We start from the raw sequence: 19,846 nt of genomic DNA, 5'->3' as shown, positions 1-19,846 counted from the left end.
ATGGGAAATTTTAAATTTACAAAAACTGATATTGAAGGAATGTTTGTAGTTGAACCTGCAGTCTATGGAGACAATCGCGGATACTTCATGGAAACATATAATGAAAAGGATTTCAAAGATGCAGGTTATGATTTAACTTTTGTACAGGATAACCAGTCACAGTCATTTAAAGGAGTACTTAGAGGACTTCACTTACAGTTAAAATATCCTCAGGGAAAATTAGTCCGTGTTATTAAAGGGGAAGTTTTTGATGTTGGAGTAGACCTCAGAGCAGATTCACCAACTTATGGAAAATGGTATGGGGAAATATTGTCAGCTGAAAATAAAAAACAGTTATATATACCTCCTAAATTTGCTCATGGATTTGTAGTATTGTCTGATGAAGCTGAATTTGTATACAAATGTACTGAATTTTACCATGGTGAAGATGAAGGCGGAATTATGTGGAATGACCCGGACATAGCTGTTGAATGGCCATTAGACGGAATTGATGAAATCACATTATCTGATAAGGATAAAAAATGGAAAACTCTAAAGGAATCACAAATCAGGTATTAGGTGCATTATTATGACAAAAATATTAATTACTGGTGGGGCAGGGTTTATTGGAAGTAACTTTGTAAAATATATGATTGATAAGTATCCTGATTATGAATTTACTAATTTGGATGCCTTAACATACTGCGGTAACCTTGAAAACTTAAAAGATATTGAAGATAAGGACAATTATGCTTTTGTTAAAGGGGATATCAGAGATAAGGAAGTTGTCAATAAATTAGTTAAAGATTCTGATTATGTTATTAATTTTGCAGCTGAAAGCCATGTGGACAGAAGTATAAGCGATCCGGTAATATTTATTAAATCAAATGTTTTAGGAACTCAGGTATTGCTTAATGCTGCCAAGGAATATGGTGTGGAAAAATATGTGCAGATTTCTACTGATGAAGTTTATGGAACATTAGGGGAAACAGGTTATTTTACAGAAACTACTCCTTTACAACCTAACAGCCCTTATTCTGCTTCAAAAGCCAGTGCAGATTTGGTTGTAAGAGCATATTATGAAACATTTAACTTGCCGGTTAATATAACACGCTGCTCTAATAATTATGGTCCTTATCAGTTCCCGGAAAAATTAATTCCTTTAATGATTTCAAATGCTCTGGAAGATAAAAAATTGCCGATTTATGGTGATGGTAAAAACATACGTGACTGGTTACATGTATATGACCATTGTACGGCAATAGATTTAGTTTTACATGGCGGAAAACTTGGTGAAGTTTATAATATTGGGGGACATAACGAAAGACAAAACATTCAAATTGTAAAATTAATATTGGAAGCTTTAGGTAAAGATGAGTCCTTAATTGAGTTTGTAGATGACAGATTAGGTCATGACAGACGTTATGCTATTGACTCAACTAAAATTAGGGAAAATCTCGGATGGGAGCCAAAATACACTTTTGAAACAGGTATTAAAGAAACTATCCAATGGTATTTGGACAATCCCGACTGGATGGACCAGGTTAAAAGTGGAGAATATCAGGAATACTATAAAAAAATGTATCTTAAATAAGGTGGAAATTTGCCTCAAATTTCAGTAGTTGTACCGGTTTATAATGTGGAAAAATATCTCAGGGAGTGTTTGGATAGCTTAGCTAATCAGACATTTGAAGATTTTGAAGTAATCTGTGTAAATGACGGATCTGACGATTCTTCAATTGATATTTTAGAGGAATATGCATCTGAAGATGAAAGATTTAAAATAGTTTCTCAGAAAAATAAAGGATTAAGCGGTGCAAGAAATACTGGAATGAATTATATTAAAGGCAGATATCTGCTATTTTTAGATTCTGATGACTGGTTAGAGTTAAATGCCCTTGAATTATTATATAATCAGACAAATAGTCTGGACTCTGAAATGGTGATTTTCCCATACAGATATTTTAATCAGGAAACTAAGCAATATGAGGAAAATGACTTTACAAAATTAAACATGTTTGATTCATCAGTTGACAATAAGAATTTTAACTATAAAAACATCCCTGAAATTGTATTTAGAATTCCTCATGAATCTATTAAATTATATGATGTCAAAACACTAAAGAAACTGGCTGTTAGATTTCCGGAAGGACTTAATTATGAAGATGCCTATTTCTTTTACAAAATCTTTTTTAAATTAAATAAAGTTTCAATTATCAGAACTCCAATTTATAATTACAGAATAAGAAATGATTCAATCTGCACAACAGGCACTGAAAAATCCTTTGATATATTTAAGATTTTAACTTCCATAGAAAATTTCTTAAAAGAAGATGAAATCTATGAAAGTTTTAAGGATGAATTTATTTTATTTGCAGTTATTAATCTCAAATTTGTTTATTTAAGATTGGATGAACGATTTAGAGACAGATATCTTGAAAAAATAAAGGAAAATTATGAATTTTTTTCCCTAAATCAGGTTAACAAGAATCATTTAGCTACCTGGCATTTTGATGACAGGGTATTTTATCAGGCAATAGATGTTTCAAACAATGGAATCGAGTTCGAATTAAATTATAAGAAATTGTACTATGAATTTTTAGCTAATCATTATGAAGGTGTAATAGAACAGTTGCGTCATGAAAATCAAGTTTTAGCACAAGAAAACAATGATTTAAAAGAACAGTCAGCTGATACTTCTATTAAAAGTAAATTTAAGAAAATCGTGAAATTATGAGTTATAAATTAAGTGTCATTATTCCTGTTTTCAATGCTGAGGATTATATTAAAGAATGTTTGGATTCTGTTGTTGACCAAAGCTTAGGAATAGACAATATTGAAGTTATAATAGTCAATGATAATTCCTGTGACAGTACGTTAGATATAATCAGCCAATATACTGATAAATATCCCTCTTTTAAATTAATTTCAAATAAAAGTAATCTGGGCCCCGGTGAAAGCAGAAATATGGCTCTTAAGGAAGTTAGCTCAGATTATGTAACTTACTTGGATGCAGATGATTTTATATCACAAAATGCATATGAAGATGCATTATCTAAAATAAATGAATTTAATGCAGATTTATTGATTTATAATTGGGAAACATACACTGGAAGCGATTATGTTGAACCGATAAATATCCACCAGCAAAATACTTTGGAAAATAAATTAATAACTGATATTAAGCAGAATCCTAAGCTATTTTTATCAACAGCTCCATGGAATAAGATTTATCATAGAAGCTTATTTAAATATCTGAAATTCTCCAAAGGTTTTTATGAAGACAATATTGTAGCTATTTTAGCTTTAATCAATGCTAAAAGGATATTTTTATCAAAAGATTCCATTTATTACTATAGAAAGAATTCTGATTCAACTACTGAAAACATTACAGTTGATAGTTCTATTCATCTTTCAAATTCAATAAAAGAAATATTTGATTTAAGATATGAATATCCGGAGTTTTTAAATTATCTTAAATTGCTTAACATTAATTTTATTTATGATATTCTATTTTGGACTTATTATTACAACTGGGCACTGGCTGATGAGCTTAAAATAATTAATAAACTTAAATCAGTTATTATTCCACTTAAAAAAGAAGACATTGACAGATTTAAACAACTTTTCCCAGATAAACTTAGCTATGAAAAGGATATTTTGGATTTGGATAAGTATGATGCTGAAACATTTTTAGCCAAATATAAATATTTTAACAGATTAAATAAAGTAAATTCACAAGCCAGTTTATATGTTGATACGGGAAAGGGTTTTAATGAATCTGATAAAGTAGCTATTGATTATTCGCCTTTAAAAAAGAATAATCTTGAATTCAGCCTGGAAAACTTTGGTAATATCTCTAAACTACGTTTTGACCCGCTGGAAGGCAGTTTTATTAAGTGTAGGATAACTAATAATTTACCGATAAGTGATGCAAATTGTGATAACTCAGTTGATGATGATTATCAAATATTTACTAATTTGGACCCTTGTTATGTTTTAGATGCTGATTTTAGTGATATTTCAAGTATTCAAATTAATTTTGATTTGGAAATCTTAACTAATAATGATATTGCTAATTTATTTAGACAAAAGGACAATATTATAAATGATTTGCAGGTAAAACCTAAAAAAAGGAAATTTAGCTTTTTCAATAAAAAGGAGTAATTTTCAATGTCTGATATTTCATATTCAAAATTTTTAATTAAATCCAAATTCAATCCAAAAAAAGCAAAAAAATACATGGAAAGCTATGATAAGATAATGGAATCAGGATTATTTGATAAAAATTATTATCTTAAGGCATATCCTCACATTGCTAAATCAGGAATGGATCCTTTAGTTCATTATTTATTTTATGGATATAAGGAAGATAAAAATCCTTCTGCTCAGTTTAATTTAAAAAGATATTTGGAAGAATATCCTGAAATTAAAAGAAAGGGTTTAAATCCTTTAGTTCATTATATTGACAATGATCATGAAGGTTTTACTTTAGAAGAAAATCCTTTTATTGCACGCAGAAAGAAAATATTGGATACCAACTCTTTATTTTTAGCTAATTATAGCTTTGATAGCGAACCTTTAGTTTCAATTATAATTCTAAACAGAAACGGTTTAGGACATTTGCAAAGATTATTTGCAGATTTTGATAAAAAAACAAATTATTCAAACTATGAAATTATTGTAGTGGATAATGCATCATGCGATGAGTCTGTTGAATATCTGCATTCCTTGGATTTGCCGGTTACAGTTATTGAAAACAGTGAAAATGTCAGCTTTTCAAAAGGAAACAATGATGCAGCTAAAATAGCTAATGGGGAGTATTTACTTTTATTGAATAATGATATTGAACCGACATATGGATGGCTTAATGAAATGGTTGGAACAGCCTTAAATAATGAAAATGTCGGATCTATTGGAGCTAAATTAGTATTTCCTTACTATGAAGATATGAAAAGTCAGGGTAAATCCTTTTCAATCCAGCATGCAGGTGTAAAATTTAGAGAAGAAAGAACTCCCTATATTTATGGCCCATATCATGAGCATATGTATTCAACAATGCTTTTTTCAGATGAGTTAAATCATCAAAAAGAAGTAATTTCAAATACTGCAGCATGTTTATTAGTTCCAAAAGATGTTTATTTTGAATTGAACGGGTTAGATGAACAGTATATTTACGGATATGAGGATATTGACTTCGCATTTAAGTTATACAAAGCAGGTTATAAAACAATTTACAATCCTGCAGTGTTATTGTTCCATCATGAATCTGCAACCAGACATGAAGATGATGACAGGAAAAATCAGCTGAATTATCAGAATATAATGCATTTTGTCGATAAGTGGGGAGACTTTATTTTTAAGGAAATTTTAAAGGATAAAATTGAGGCAAATAAGTTTTTCACAAATAAAAAACTGGATTTCTCGATTATAAGTAAAAATAATGATTTGATAAAAAAAGTAGTTTCCAAATTAAACAATGAATGCTATAATGTTAAATTGATTCCCAATATTGATGATTTGGATATTGGTCAGGACTGTGATATTTTAATATCAACTGAAAAGGAATATGATATTAAAAATGTAAGTTCAAGACTTAATTTAATAAAAATTTTAATATCTGATGAAAATAATAATGATTATGACATGGTTTTAAGTGAAAATGACTTTGAATTTAATCTTTTAGATAAAATTAAGGAAAAATATTTGTGATACTATGAGTTATGAGGAAATTTATGAAACATATCAGGAAGTTGCAAAGGAGCACATTAACAGGGATTTATTTAATCATTCCTCAGAAGATGCAGCCAAAACAATTGAAGATATTAAAAATAACAAAATAGCTATTTATACAGCTTTCACAGGGGATTATGATACTTTAAAAGAACCTGAAGTAATTGATGAAAACTGTGATTACATATGTTTTACAGATAATCCTAATCTGGAATCTGACACATGGAAAATTATTCAAATGGATGAAAGCACTTTAGATAACAATAGAAAAGCCAAACAGTACAAATTACTTCCTCATAAATATTTAAAAGATTATAAATACAGTTTTTGGTTAGATGGAACATTCAGAATAAAAGGAAGCATTAGGGAATATATCTACAAAAACATCAAAGCTTCCTCTCCAATGCTTTGTGTAGTTCACACAGAAAGGGATTGTGTTTACGAGGAATATGAAGCTTCTAAAATAATTCCAAGATATCCTCGTGCAGTAATGGAAGAACAGATTAATTATTATAAAAATCAGGGATTTCCAAAAAAATATGGATTGGGGGTAATGGGAGCTATTTTTAGAAAACACAATGATCCTGCAATCATTAAAGTCATGGAAGATTGGTGGGAGGAAAATATTAGGTTTACAAATCAGGATCAGCTAAGTTTTGCATATGTGTGCTGGAAAAATGATTTTCATCCGTCAGTTAGCTTAATTTATTACTGGGACAATGAATACTGGGCTAAAGATAAAGGTGATTATCACCATAAGGTAGTATTTTCAATGCCAATAACCAGTGATAACCTGAGAGCTAAAATAGGGGCTCAGGTAGAAAATATGGATTTTGGAGATACAATTGAACTTTCAAAAGAAGAAATGTATCTTTTAATCAATGATGTAAAAGGAATGGCAGGTTATAGAATAGATACTGCAGGCAGAGTGGGATATCTGCAAAATGAATACAATACTTTTTTAAATTCCAATTCTTTAAAGCTTACAAAACCATTAAGGGTAGCCGGTGATGTAGCTAGAAAAGTTAAGAATAATCATATCTTTGAATTCGTTAAACATAAACATGCAGAAGAAAATATCCATATTTATGATACTATAAAACATTTTGGCATTTTTGATGAAGCAGAATACAAAAAATTACACGGTGAGGTTGGAGATGCTGTTTTACACTTTATAGAGGAAGGTTCAAAAACAGACCATATTGATGATAAATTAAAATATATCAATCCGATATTTGATTTATATTATTATATCAGCTCAAATAATATTTCATCTGATGAAGACCCGCTTATTCATTATATAACTAAAGGGTTTAATAAAAAATTAGCTATTAATAGAAATTATCCTAATTTTGTCGAGTATTTGCATGGAAATTTACACGAGCAGTTAGATGCTTTTGTCACTAAAAGGATAAAAGAAAAACTGGCTGATGAGAGTTATATTTCAGATTCAAAAATTTTAATTGATTATATTCATACAAATCATGAATTTAAAACAGATACAATTAAAGTGGGAGTATTTTTAGAGGATAATTTTGATAATATGAATGCATGTCCATTTATAAGGATTCATTCATTGTTTAAAGAGTTAAGCAAAAGCGGAGACTATCATTTCTTTGTTTATGGTCAGGAAATTTTACCTTTAATTGATGTAAACCAAATAATCAAATCAAAAATCTTCGATGTAATTGTAATTCAAAGAGTAAATCCATATTCTACTAAAATAGCTAAAAAAGCTAAACAGCATGGAATTAAATTGGTTTATGAAACTGATGATGACTTTTTAGATATCAACCCATCTAATCCGTCATTTAATTATATTCAAGGTAATTTATCAAATATTAAAAAACTGGTTTCTGCAGCTGATGAAATAGTTGTAAGTACTTCAGAGCTTAAAAGACGTTTTGATAACCTGAATTTGTCAGGCAATGTAACAATCATTAGAAATTACTATCTTGATAATGTATTGCCGTTGAAAGGATTTTCATATAAAGGTAATAATTATGTAAAAATAGGTTACTTTGGAACAATGACTCATAATAATGATTTGGAGCTTATTCATAATGTTATATTAAGATTAAAGGATATTTTTTCTAAAAAAGGCATTCAGGTCGATTTGGAAATCATTGGAGCATCTATTGATGAAAATGCAGACTGGTTCAATGTTAAAAAAATACCATATTATCCGATGTCAATGGCTACATTCATGAAATGGATATCTGCTAGGGCAAACTGGGACATTGGAATAATTCCATTAGTTAACACAGAATTCAATAAATGTAAAAGTGAGTTAAAATACATTGAATTTACAGCTCTTGGAGTTCCAGTAGTAGCTAGTGATGTTGATGTATATAAGAATACTATTGAAGATGGAGTAACTGGATTTTTAGCCAATAGTGAAGATGAATGGGTAAATAAATTATCCCGATTAATTGAAGACCCAACGCTTAGACATGGAATATTAAACAATGCACGTGATGATATTTTGAAAAACTATGATTTAAGATCCCGTGCAAAACAGTGGGATGAAATTTTTAAGAGGGGATCCTGATAAAAAAGTTTTTTATTAATGGAAAATTGATATTATTTCGTAAAATTGTTTTAATTTCTTAAATAAAAGTTATATACAAAAAATATGATTTAAATGATAGACAATATAAACTTTTAGAAATACTTTCTCAAAATAATGAAAATATTATAAATAAAGAATATAGGGAATTATTTGGAGTATCAAGATTCACAGCAGCAAGAGATTTAAGAAGATTGGTTGAATTAAATTTGATTCAAAAATATGAGATTAGTGGCAAAGAAGTTATTTATTCAATTAAATAATTCTTAGGAATGATATGTTGATTAAAGTAAAAGGTTGGTTTATTATTTTTAAGTTTCTTTAAGTATCTGTAATATGATACACTCATGACACACTTAAATATTTTTTTTAAGTTTTATTATATTTGAATGGGGCTTTTATTATTGTGTGTTGTGTTGTGTTTTTTATTATTTTTTTGAAGTTTTCTTTCAGTATTTCACTTTGATGAATCATGGCACACTAAAATTCAAATCTTTTTTTTCAATCTCTGTTTTATATTTTTAGTTTTATACTTAAACCAGCCTTTTGTAGTTTGCAGATTAGCTACCTGCTGGGTTTTATGAGCCAATTCAACTTCCAGCTGGTGGATTCTATTTCTAAATAGCTGATAATCACCCATGAGACTGTAGGCTTCATCCAGATTTCTGGCTCTTATCTGAGTTATTATACTTTTAATTGCATTATTTTCAGGAGTCGGATTAATGTCATCCATTTCGTCAAATAATTTAAGGGACTTACTTACCAGCTCCTTCTTATCTTCAAAGTCAATTGTTTCACTTAAAGCCACATCACTAATCCAGCAGCTTAAATGCTGATTAAAAATAGTGTCGTAATATTTGCATGCATTGTTTTTCTTAAGTACATCTACTGTATTATTATATCCTTCAATTAATCCATCCAAATAATGCATTCCTTTAGATAAACTTGTTGAGCTGTTGTCACCGGTTCTTAATCTGAAATTATAAACAATATCATTTATAAAGACTATTTTTGAGGCATTTACGAAAGCATCAATCATAAAAGTTAAATCTTCAGCAAAAACTCCCTCTGGGAAAGTTATGTTATTTTCATTAAGGAATTCTTTTGGAAATATCATTCTCCAGATATTATTTATTGAAAAAAAGCGTAAATCTTCATCAATTGAATTTAAAACAACATCCTGTGTAATCCAGTCTTCAGGGACTATTTTTTGTTCTCCAAATGTTTGGAATTTACCGATAGCTACATCACATGAATTTTTAGTAACTGCATCGTATAATTTTTCAACACTTTCAGGCAGGTAATTGTCGTCATGATCAATAAACATTATATATTCTGCTGTGGAATTAGCTATTCCTATGTTTCTGGCTCTTCCTGGAGTTCCTGTTTTTTTACCTGATTCAAAGGTTTTTATATTTTCATATTTTTCACAATAGCTGTTTATTAACTCCTGAGTGTTGTCAGTAGAGTAATCATCAACAATAATCAGTTCTATATTTTCAAATCCGATGCTTTGGTTCATAATTGAAGCTATTGTTGAATCCAAAAATTCCACGCTATTGTATGTTGGAATAATTACAGTGACTTTATAAGACATAAATTTATTTTTATGTTAAGGTATTATATAATATATTATGAATTTGTCTAAATCCATTAAAAACAGTCCTTTAGCTTACATAGCTATGAAATCAAAAGCCAGCCCTAAAAAGATTTCAATGTATAAAAAAATTTATTCAAGGATTAAAAACCTGGAATTAATTGATAAAGACAAATATGTAGCTGTTCATGACGATTGCAAGGTTCAGAATATGGATGTTAATTTGCATTATCTGTATTATGGAGTTAAAGATGATTTGGCTACTCAGCAGTCATATATAACTGATGTATTTAATCTGGAATTTTATAAAAGCAAATATGAGGTTGAAAATCCTATTTTTGATTATGTTCTGGATGGTTTTTTTAAAAACAATCAGATTAATGTTTTTGACAATAATTATGTTAATACACTTGAAACTCCTATCTTCACTCAGTATTATAACGGTCAAAACACTAAACTCCATTTGGAAGTTAAAGATAATTGCTATATAACTGATAAACGTACTTTAATTCCATATATTCAGCTTGAAAAACCTATTGATTCAGATAAAATTAGAATTGGTGTTTTCACAAATGATCCTTTTGAAAATTTAGCTCCATGTCCATATATAAGACTTCATGGTCCATTTAATAAGCTAAGCAAATCTGATAAATACACATTTTTCATGTATGGTATGGATAGCTATGTTATGATGGATATAGACAATATTTTAAGGTCTAAACTATTTGACATTGTTGTTGTACAAAGAATTTTACCGTTTCTGGATTTATTATTGGCCAGATGCAAAAAATATGGCATTAAAGTTGTTTATGAAACTGACGATGATTTGTTGGGAGTTGAAAAAAACAGCCCTTCTTTTGAGTATGTTGACCGGGTCAGAAGTCAGATAACTAATTTCATTGATAATGCAGATGCAATAACTGTTACTACTCCTAATTTGGCTTCTAAATTTGATTCAAATAAAACTACGATAATACATAATTATTATGTAAATACAGTTTTCAATGTTAAAAAAGATATTAAAAGAGACGGTAAATTAAAATTGGGGTATTATGGAACACTAACTCATTCTAAAGATTTATTTTTAATTAAAGATGTTATTCTAAAGCTTAAAGAAAACTATGACTTTGATTTTGAAGTAATTGGAGGTTTTAATGCAGAAGATGATGTATGTGAAGACTGGTATGATGCTGTTGAGCTTCCTTTAAATAATATGTGTTTTGAGGTATTTATGCCATGGCTTTCAAAAGTAGCTAATTGGGATGTTGCACTGGTTCCTTTAGAGAATTCAAAATTCAATCTGGGGAAAAGCGAATTAAAATACATTGAATTGGCAGTATTGGGAATTCCAGGAGTTTATAGTGATATGCCGGTTTATAATACTGTTGTTAAAAATGGCGTTAACGGTTTGTTGGCTACTGATACAAAAGACTGGGTTTTAAAAATTGAAGAATTGCTTTCGGATATATCATTAAGGGAGAATATTCGTAAAAATGCATTAAATGATGTTTTGGAAAATTATTCTTTAGATGAAGTTGTAAATAAATGGGATGATTTATTTTCAAAATTAATTTAGTTTATTCAACTTTTTTTAAAATTTTATTAATATTGTTTAAAAAATTAGTATAATTGCTACTTCAGATATTTATTTTTAACTATTATTTATGATAACTGATAACAATAAAGTGTTTTTATATAATTCTTTGTTTAATATAGATTAAATTGTATATTATTGTACTATATTTTTAGTTAACTGTTTTAAACAATTGGGTTAATGTAGTTTTATGTATAACCTATTTTTATCTAACTTCTATTTTTATATATTTTTGGTGTTTTGATTATTAGAAGTATTTATTTTGAAGCTATTAATTTTTATAGTATTCCTTGTTCTAACAATTTGGTTAAAATTCTTAATTAAATTTCAATAAAAATTATAATATCTTATTTTATGTTTAAAGCTTTTTTAGTTTCATAGATTATTTTTAAATATATTAAAAAAATCAGTTACTGTATCTATACCATAATTTTATATACAATTAATTTTAAAGTTGATTAGTGTAGATTTTTTCATCACTGAATGTTATTCAAAATGGAAAAATTTACAATATGGAATATGGTGATTGGAATGTTAGAAGAATTTATACCTTTTATAGGTTTATTAATTTTCGGTAATATCGAAAACTTAGTATTGTCTTCACAAGGTGTGGTTGCTGGAGCAAATATTTTAAAATTAAGTATTTACAGTATTATTTGTGTTATTATCTGGTTAATTGTAGGAACTGTAGGTGCTACTGTTGCTTCTCAATATGCTAGTTTCATTGATTTTATCGGAGGACTTGCTATATTTATATTAGGTCTTCAAGCAATGTATGAATCCATTGCAAATAAATAAAAGGAGGATTAGAATATGGCAAATGAATTTAAACAATTTATGGGATTATTAATTTTTGGTAACATTGAAAATTTAATCTTATCTGCACAAGGTGCAACAGCACATGTTGATCCATTTATATTAGGTGGATTAAGTTTAATTTGTGTAATTATTTGGCTTTTAATAGGTACATTTGGAACCAAATTTGCTATTAAATATGCTAGGCATATTAACTTTATTGGTGGTCTTGCTATCTTTATTTTAGGTATTCAATCTATGGTTGGAGCAATTCCAGGCATATTAGAATTTTTCTAATACTTTTTTTAATTTAGTTTAAAAAAGTTTTTAATCATTAAGTGTCTTAAAAACTTTTTTAAGCTAATGGCTTTTTAGATATATTTAATTAATATTAAAATGAAAATTATTATCAGTTATTTTAATAAATTGTTTTGCTGATTTTTATGACTGAGAATAATGTTGACCCTTACGAAGTAGTTAAACAGAGATATGAATCAACAGTAGATAGTTTTATCTTAAGTGATTTATTTGACCCTACTTTAGAAAGCAATCAGGAATTAATAGATGATGTTAAAGATAACAGATTAGTTATTTATACAGCTTTCACTGGAAATTACGATGAATTAAAAGAACCCGAGTTCATTGATGAAAATTGCGATTATGTTTGTTTTACAGAAAATCCTGATTTGGAATCTGATACTTGGAAAATAGTTCAAATGGAAAAATCAACATTGGATGATAATAGAAAAGCAAAACAGTACAGATTATTCACTGATAAATATTTTCCAGATTATAAATACAGTTTTTGGTTAGATGGAACTTTTAAAATAGTTGGAAGTATTAGAGAATACATTTACAAGTATGCAAAGTCTAAAATGCTCGTTGTTGTTCATCCTGAAAGGGATTGTATTTATGATGAGGCAGTAATGTCAATGCCATTTCCAAGATATTCCAATTACACTATGACTAAACAGGTTGAAAAGTACCGTTCTGAAGGAATGCCTGAACATTATGGTCTTCCAGCTACTGGAGCATTATTTAGAGCACATAATGATCCGGAAATTATTTCGATAATGAGACAATGGTGGCGGGAAGTTGCAAACTACACTAATCAGGATCAATTAAGCCTACCTTATGTTATGTGGAAAAACAATTTTCATCCATCAGTTTCTGATGTTTATTATTGGGTTAATGAATACTGGTCTAAAGAAGGAAATTATCAGCATAATTTTGAAATTGAAGATTATATAACTAGTAGAAATTTAATCAAATCCTTGGAAGGCAATATTAAAGATAAAAACACTTTAACCAAAGAAGAAATTAATTTGTTATTCAATGATATTGATGCACTAAGAGACGAAGCTAATGCATTAAACATGGCTCGTGATCATTGGGATAGGCAAATCAGAGGAGTTAGAAATTCAACTTCCTGGAAATTAACTAGTAAATTACGTAATGCACGAAATAGGGGAGACAATGACTAAACACTTGATTAATTTCTTACTTAAATCTAATTTTGATTTTAAAAAAGCCATGAAAAATTACAAATATTATAATGCTATTGAAAAATCAGGGCTTTTTGATGAAAAATTTTATTCTAAAACTTATGAGGATGTTAATGGTGACAGCTTAACTCATTATTTAGTTAAAGGACATTTGGAAGGTAAACTTCCAAGCAGAGATTTTGATCCGGATTTTTATAATAATAATTATCCTGATGTTCACAGGGCTCAATTAAATCCTCTACTTCATTATATTGCACATGGGAAAGATGAAGGTAAAATATTTCAATATGCTTATCCAATTAGAAGAAAAGAGGAAATTTGTGAAACGAATTTAGCTTTCTTAACTAATTATGAATTTGACACAGAACCTTTGGTTTCTATTATTATACTAACAAGAAATGGTTTGGGTCACTTAAAAAGATTATTTAAAGATTTTGATAAGAAAACTAATTATTCAAATTATGAAATTATTGTTGTAGATAATGCATCAACAGATGAATCTGTCAGCTATTTAAAAAGTCTGGATTTACCTGTTAGAATAATTGAAAATGATGAAAATGTCAGCTTTTCAAAAGGGAATAATGATGCTGCTAAAATAGTTAATGGAGAATATATATTGCTTTTAAACAATGATATTGAACCTACTTACGGATGGCTTAATGAGATGGTGGGAGCTATTGTCAATAATGAAGATGTAGCTTCTGTAGGTGCAAAATTAGTTTTTCCATTTTATGAAGATAACAGGAGAAAGTCATTTAAAATTCAACATAGCGGGGATATTTTTGCAGAAAGGATGTATCCTTGCTGTTTATATGCAATTAATAAGGCTAATACTCATTTGGACCTTTTTGATGCTTCACTTACAAAAAATACTCAATGTATTGCTGTTACGGGAGCTGTTGATTTAATTGATAAAAAAGTCTATGATGAATTGGGAGGTCTTGATGAAGATTATATCTATGGACTTGAAGATGTTGATTTTTCATTAAAATTACATAAAAATGGTTATAAAACCCTTTTAGCTTCTAATGCTTTACTTTTTCATCATGAATCAAGTACTAGAGTTAAAACTAAAGATTATGCAGATAATGATAAACATAATTACAATGTATTTTGGTCTAAATGGGGAAATTATCTTTCTAAAAACTTACTTTTAGATAAAATCCATGATGGAAAATTTTTCACTCAAAAGAAACTTAAAATTACAATAATTGATGAAAATTATCAGGATAACTCTGATTTTTTATCTAAAATTTCTAAAGACTTTAATGACTTAGGTTTTACAGTTGAACTGATTTCTGATTTGAAAAATCTGTATATTGGAAATTCTTCAGATATTTTACTTTCTTTATCTTTGGATTATGATTTGGAAAATATGGTAGCCAGAGATGATATTGTTCGGGTATTTATTTCACAAAACGGTGAAGATAATCCGAAAGGTTATGACATTGTAGTATCTGAGGAAAATAAAGATTATGATTCCAAATATAATTTTGTAATTAAAGATAATTTTGTTAAAGAATTTTTAGATAACTTGGAAGATATTCTAATGAAAAGTGACGGATTTTTATGAGCTTTAAAAACAGGTTAATGAGTAAAATTCCAGCCAGCTATATTTTACATAAATCCTCCAGTAAAACGGAAGCTAAAGCAATTATTAAAGGATATAATGCAATTCGTAAAAATAAATTATTTGATGATGAATTTTACTTAAATAAATATCCTAAAATTAAAGCTTCTGAGATGGATCCTTTGCTTCATTATATTTTCTTTGGATTTGATGAAGGAAAAAAGCCAAATAAGGATTTTGATGGAGTCTTTTATAAACATCACTATGGGGATGTAGAGATTAATCCCTTAATTCACTATGCATTATATGGAATTAATGAAAATCGCCAAATTAAAGTAGCTAATAAAGATTTATCCACTTTCAATGATTTAAATAAAGTAAATATATTATTTGTTCTACATGAAAAAATAGGAACTATTGGAGGTACTGGTTTTACTAATCTGGATATTATTAATAGTTTGGATAAAAAATTTCAGGCATTTATTTTAACTTCTGATGGTGAAGACATTGAATTATGGAAATCTGATTCCTCTTTAGAAAAAATAGCTAATTTTAATTATCATCCTAAAGAGTATGAATTTTTGGACAGCAATTTAGCTAACATTTACGAAGAAATCCTATCAAAATTAGATATTAAAGTCATTCATATTAATCATTTAATCAATCATACTTTTGATTTGGTTGAAATAGCTAATAAAAAAGAAATTCCTTATATTACAAGTATACATGATTTTTATTATATTTGTCCGTCGATCCATTTAATCAATGAAAATTACAGTTACTGTGAGTTCAAATGCAATACTTGCAAATTTGAAAATATTTTAAAAGACTGGCAAAAACACGGATTTAAATTACTTGAAAATGCTTATTTAAATATTGTCCCATCTGATTCAGTAATTGAAATCTATAAACATGTATATTCGGATTTAAATAATTTTAAGTTAATTGAACATGGTAGAGATATTAAAAAATCAGATATTGAACCTGAATTATCTGTAAAACCAATTAAAATTGCTCTTCCAGGTCACATATCACAGCATAAGGGATCTTTATTAATCAAAAAAATAAAAAATTTAGATAAAGACAATGAATTGGAACTGCATTTTATGGGAACTGCAATTCCCAATTTAAATAAATATGGAATAAATCATGGAAGATATAAAAGAGGAGATTTTAACAAGATTATAGCTGAAATTAATCCTTCATTTATAGCTATTTTATCAACATGTCCTGAAACATTCTCACATACATTAACTGAAAGCTGGAAATCAGGAATTCCAGTAATAGCTACAAACCTTGGAGCACTAAAGGAAAGAATTAATAAGACAAATGGGGGATGGTTAGTGGACTATAAAGATCCTCAGGCAATATATGATAAGATTTTAAGTATTGACGAAACAGATTATCTGAAAAAAGTAGAAAGCATATCTAAAATCCGCTTTAAAAGCCTTAAAGAAATGACTGATGAATACAATCAGATATATGGAGAAATAGCTGATGAATTATAAAATATCTGTAATAGTAGCTACTTACAACTCTGGCGATTTTTTAAATGAGTTTTTAGACTCTATCATATCTCAGAGTTTAGGTTTTGAGGATATTGAGGTTATTTTTGTTGATGATGCTTCAACTGATACTTATACTTTAGAGTTATTGCATAATTTTGATGAAATGTATTCTAATGTTTTGGCTGTATTTTTAGATGAAAATTCAGGGTTTCCTGGAGCTGGCAGAAATAGGGGTTTGGATTTGGCCAGTGGTGAGTATGTTATCTTTGCTGATCATGATGATAGCTATGTAGAAAATGCTTTTGAAGTAATGTATGATAAAATAAGGGATAATGATGTGCTGATATCCAATTTTAATCAGATATTTGATGATAAAGCAGTTAAATTCAAATCATTATACAAAGACACACCAACAGTTAAAGTTAAAGATATTGGTGAAGACAGAAATCTTTTAAGAATTCCTGCAGCTATTTGGACAAGATTATTCAGAAAAGACTTCTTAATTGAAAATAATATCAGGTTTTTAGAAGGGATGCTTTGCGAAGATGTTTATGTAGCTACTTTAGGCTGCTTAAAAGCAAATGGAATAATTTATCTTAATGATTTCTATAGCTACAACTACAAAATTCGTGATGTTGAAGGAAACAAATCAACAATCCATATCAGAAACAGAAAATACATTGAAGCAATGTTAAATGGATATTATGAAATAGCTAAAATGCTTGAAAATGAAAATAAAACAGGTTATGGTAAAGAAATATTTAGACAACATTTAACATCATGGTTATATACAATTGTATTAAGTGAATTGGACTCCAGCGATAAAAAAGAGCTGTTTGCAAAGTCATATGATATTTTTAAAATGTATTATACACAAGATCCCTACTTTAAAAAAAGGTATAATAATCTGGTTAACAATATTTTAACTAAGGACTTTGATGAGGCTGTTGCTGAGGCAAACAAATTAGAAAAAACTCAGGAAAACATAAATAACAGAAGTTTTCTTTCAAGATTAAAAAACAAATTGAGAAGATAGAATGTATAAAATTTCAGTTGTAGTAGCTACTTATAATTCTGGTGATTTTTTAAATGAGTTTTTAGACTCTATCATGTCTCAGAGTTTAGGTTTTGAGGATATTGAGGTTATTTTTGTTGATGATGCTTCAACTGACAGTTATACTTTGGAGTTGTTGCATAATTTTGATGAAATGTATTCTAATGTTTTGGCTGTATTTTTAGATGAAAATTCAGGGTTTCCCGGAACCGGCAGAAATAGGGGTTTGGATTTGGCCAGGGGTGAGTATGTTATCTTTGCTGATCATGATGATAGCTATGTAGAAAATGCTTTTGAAGTAATGTATAATGAAATAACCAAAGAAAATGCTGATTTTTTAATTACTAACTTCTATAAAGTTTATGAAAATGAATCTGTTAAAGAAAAAACAGTTTTCAATAGGGAAAATATTGCTGTAAACAGTTTTAGAGAGGATTTACGGTTATTTGATATTGCTCCGAGTATCTGGACAAAATTATTTAAAAAAGACTTCCTGACTGAAAACAATATTAGATTTTTAGAAGGAATGCTTGCTGAAGACTTGTATGTTTATGTTTATGCACTTCTTAAATCTAAAAGAACAGTTTATCTGGATGATTTTTATAGCTATAATTATAGTATACGTGATGCTGACGGAAATAAATCTACAATTCATATTAGAAATAAAAAATACTTGGCCAGCATGGTTGATGGTTATTTTGAGATAGATAACTTGTTAAATAAACTAAATAATGAGGAATTCTTCTCAAATATCTTTAAAAGACATTTTGTTTATTGGTTAACAAGTTTGGTAGCTAGTGATATTTCCGATACTGAAAAAAGAGAGTTAGTAGCAGCTATTAATCCATTACTTAGAAAACAAGTAAATATAACTTCGGATTTTGATGAAAGAATTTATTCACCTTTGACTAAACCTATTTTAGCAGGGGATTATGATGAAACAGTCAGAAAAATAACTAAAATTAAAAAATCAAGAGCCAGGAAAGATAAAATCAAGTCTTTTTTTGGATTGGGATAATCCATTAAAGATATGTGTTTAATGTGTGGAGATAATAAGACTAAATAATCTTCGGATAAGCAATCTTTTTATAATTCTTTTATTAAAAATAACTAACAGTTTAAAAAAATTTATTTTAGAGAGTTCTTGTTCATGTTTGAAAACAATGTGTATGTACAAAATTTTAATAAGTATACTTTTCTGCTTACCGAATTAATTAAAAGGGATATAAGCGGAAAATATAAGGATTCTACTTTAGGTTTATTTTGGAGTTTTTTAAATCCATTATTATCTATGATTGTTTTAACAATGGTTTTCTCTTTAATATTTGCAAATACTATTGAGAATTTCCCAGTTTATTTGTTAAGTGGTAAATTAGTATTTGATTTATTTGCTAATGCTACTACTGGAGCCATGGATTCCATTAAGGCAAATTCTGAGATTATTAAAAAGATTTATGTTCCTAAATACATGTTTGCAGTAGGAATTGTCTGTTCAGAATTTATTAACTTTTTAATCTCTCTGGTGGTATTGGTTGCTGTGATGATAGTTACTGGCGCTCCATTCCATTTTGCATTAATATATTCACCAATTCCATTGTTTTTCTTATTGGTTTTAACAATGGGGGTAGGTTTAATCCTTGCAACAGCTACAACATTCTTTACAGATATTAAATATTTATACGGAGTTCTTGTAATGCTTTTATCATTTATGACTCCTTTGTTCTATCCGATAGATATTATTCCTCAACAGTACCTATTTGCATATAAATTAAATCCTTTATATTCAGCTGTTGAGTGTTTCAGAAACATTATACTTGGCGGGACTTTCCCAGATACCTGGCCATTCCTGTTTTTGGTTGTAACTTCAATAATTTCACTTATCATTGGTGTTTACATATTCTTCAAATATCAGGATAAATTTGTACTTAATATATAGGGAGGT

Annotated in this window: 17 protein-coding genes; 16 read left to right on the top strand and 1 reads right to left on the bottom strand. The window is 28.4% G+C overall.

All coding sequences use genetic code 11. The features are described from left to right. From rfbC to K4897_RS09155, 7 genes are all read left to right on the top strand, one after another. The gene (rfbC, locus tag K4897_RS04780; RefSeq protein WP_019265194.1) at positions 1 to 558 is read left to right on the top strand and encodes a dTDP-4-dehydrorhamnose 3,5-epimerase; all 558 of its coding nucleotides are present in this window, start codon (positions 1 to 3) and stop codon (positions 556 to 558) included. 10 nt (positions 559 to 568) lie between these two features. Continuing rightward, on the top strand, positions 569 to 1,573 hold the full coding sequence (gene rfbB, locus K4897_RS04775; protein ID WP_250415646.1) for a dTDP-glucose 4,6-dehydratase: 1,005 nt from the start codon (positions 569 to 571) through the stop codon (positions 1,571 to 1,573). A 9-nt stretch (positions 1,574 to 1,582) separates the two neighbouring features. Next, positions 1,583 to 2,716 carry a glycosyltransferase family 2 protein gene (locus tag K4897_RS04770; protein ID WP_250415645.1) on the top strand — a complete coding sequence of 378 codons (1,134 nt, stop codon included), beginning with the start codon at positions 1,583 to 1,585 and terminating at the stop codon, positions 2,714 to 2,716. Beyond that, positions 2,713 to 4,146: a glycosyltransferase family 2 protein gene (locus K4897_RS04765; RefSeq protein ID WP_250415644.1), complete on the top strand. Its 1,434-nt coding sequence runs from the start codon at positions 2,713 to 2,715 to the stop codon at positions 4,144 to 4,146. The genes K4897_RS04770 and K4897_RS04765 overlap by 4 nt, the downstream gene beginning before the upstream one ends. A gap of 6 nt (positions 4,147 to 4,152) precedes the next feature. Then, complete coding sequence (locus K4897_RS04760; protein WP_250415643.1) at positions 4,153 to 5,691, top strand: glycosyltransferase family 2 protein; 1,539 nt, start codon at positions 4,153 to 4,155, stop codon at positions 5,689 to 5,691. A gap of 4 nt (positions 5,692 to 5,695) precedes the next feature. Beyond that, a complete protein-coding gene (locus K4897_RS04755) occupies positions 5,696 to 8,263 on the top strand; it encodes a glycosyltransferase domain-containing protein (RefSeq protein WP_250415642.1) in 2,568 nt (855 codons plus the stop codon). A 62-nt stretch (positions 8,264 to 8,325) separates the two neighbouring features. Next, positions 8,326 to 8,544, top strand: a complete 219-nt coding sequence (locus tag K4897_RS09155; RefSeq protein WP_371921670.1) for a DeoR family transcriptional regulator — start codon at positions 8,326 to 8,328, stop codon at positions 8,542 to 8,544. A gap of 224 nt (positions 8,545 to 8,768) precedes the next feature. Here the strand turns inward: K4897_RS09155 and K4897_RS04750 are convergent, their stop codons facing one another. After that, positions 8,769 to 9,878, bottom strand: coding sequence for a glycosyltransferase family 2 protein (locus K4897_RS04750; protein ID WP_080565170.1), 1,110 nt, complete (start codon positions 9,876 to 9,878; stop codon positions 8,769 to 8,771). A gap of 37 nt (positions 9,879 to 9,915) precedes the next feature. On the opposite strand from K4897_RS04750, the gene K4897_RS04745 reads away from it, so the two are divergent. The 9 genes from K4897_RS04745 to K4897_RS04705 all read left to right on the top strand — a co-directional run bounded on the left by K4897_RS04745 (position 9,916) and on the right by K4897_RS04705 (position 19,840). Continuing rightward, a complete protein-coding gene (locus K4897_RS04745; protein WP_250415641.1) occupies positions 9,916 to 11,454 on the top strand; it encodes a glycosyltransferase in 1,539 nt (512 codons plus the stop codon). A 549-nt stretch (positions 11,455 to 12,003) separates the two neighbouring features. Next, positions 12,004 to 12,270 carry a hypothetical protein gene (locus K4897_RS04740; RefSeq protein ID WP_019265203.1) on the top strand — a complete coding sequence of 89 codons (267 nt, stop codon included), beginning with the start codon at positions 12,004 to 12,006 and terminating at the stop codon, positions 12,268 to 12,270. Between the two features lie 15 nt (positions 12,271 to 12,285). Continuing rightward, positions 12,286 to 12,564 (top strand): hypothetical protein, encoded by a 279-nt coding sequence (locus K4897_RS04735; RefSeq protein WP_019265204.1) that lies wholly within the window; start codon positions 12,286 to 12,288, stop codon positions 12,562 to 12,564. A 146-nt stretch (positions 12,565 to 12,710) separates the two neighbouring features. Continuing rightward, complete coding sequence (locus K4897_RS04730; RefSeq protein WP_019266888.1) at positions 12,711 to 13,751, top strand: glycosyltransferase domain-containing protein; 1,041 nt, start codon at positions 12,711 to 12,713, stop codon at positions 13,749 to 13,751. After that, complete coding sequence (locus K4897_RS04725; RefSeq protein ID WP_019265206.1) at positions 13,744 to 15,345, top strand: glycosyltransferase family 2 protein; 1,602 nt, start codon at positions 13,744 to 13,746, stop codon at positions 15,343 to 15,345. Before K4897_RS04730 ends, K4897_RS04725 begins: the two co-directional genes overlap by 8 nt. Next, positions 15,342 to 16,850 carry a glycosyltransferase gene (locus tag K4897_RS04720; protein ID WP_250415640.1) on the top strand — a complete coding sequence of 503 codons (1,509 nt, stop codon included), beginning with the start codon at positions 15,342 to 15,344 and terminating at the stop codon, positions 16,848 to 16,850. The genes K4897_RS04725 and K4897_RS04720 overlap by 4 nt, the downstream gene beginning before the upstream one ends. Beyond that, positions 16,840 to 17,886: a glycosyltransferase gene (locus K4897_RS04715; protein ID WP_250415639.1), complete on the top strand. Its 1,047-nt coding sequence runs from the start codon at positions 16,840 to 16,842 to the stop codon at positions 17,884 to 17,886. Before K4897_RS04720 ends, K4897_RS04715 begins: the two co-directional genes overlap by 11 nt. Position 17,887: 1 nt before the next feature. Next, the gene (locus tag K4897_RS04710; protein ID WP_250415638.1) at positions 17,888 to 18,922 is read left to right on the top strand and encodes a glycosyltransferase; all 1,035 of its coding nucleotides are present in this window, start codon (positions 17,888 to 17,890) and stop codon (positions 18,920 to 18,922) included. Positions 18,923 to 19,054: 132 nt separating this feature from the next. After that, complete coding sequence (locus tag K4897_RS04705) at positions 19,055 to 19,840, top strand: ABC transporter permease (RefSeq protein WP_019265210.1); 786 nt, start codon at positions 19,055 to 19,057, stop codon at positions 19,838 to 19,840. The last annotated feature ends 6 nt before the right edge of the window (positions 19,841 to 19,846 follow it).

Origin of the sequence: Methanobrevibacter sp. TLL-48-HuF1 (genome assembly GCF_023617305.1) — an archaeon.
GTDB classification, from domain to species: Archaea; Methanobacteriota; Methanobacteria; order Methanobacteriales; family Methanobacteriaceae; genus Methanocatella; species Methanocatella intestini.
This window is presented reverse-complemented; position numbering and strand designations above follow the sequence as displayed.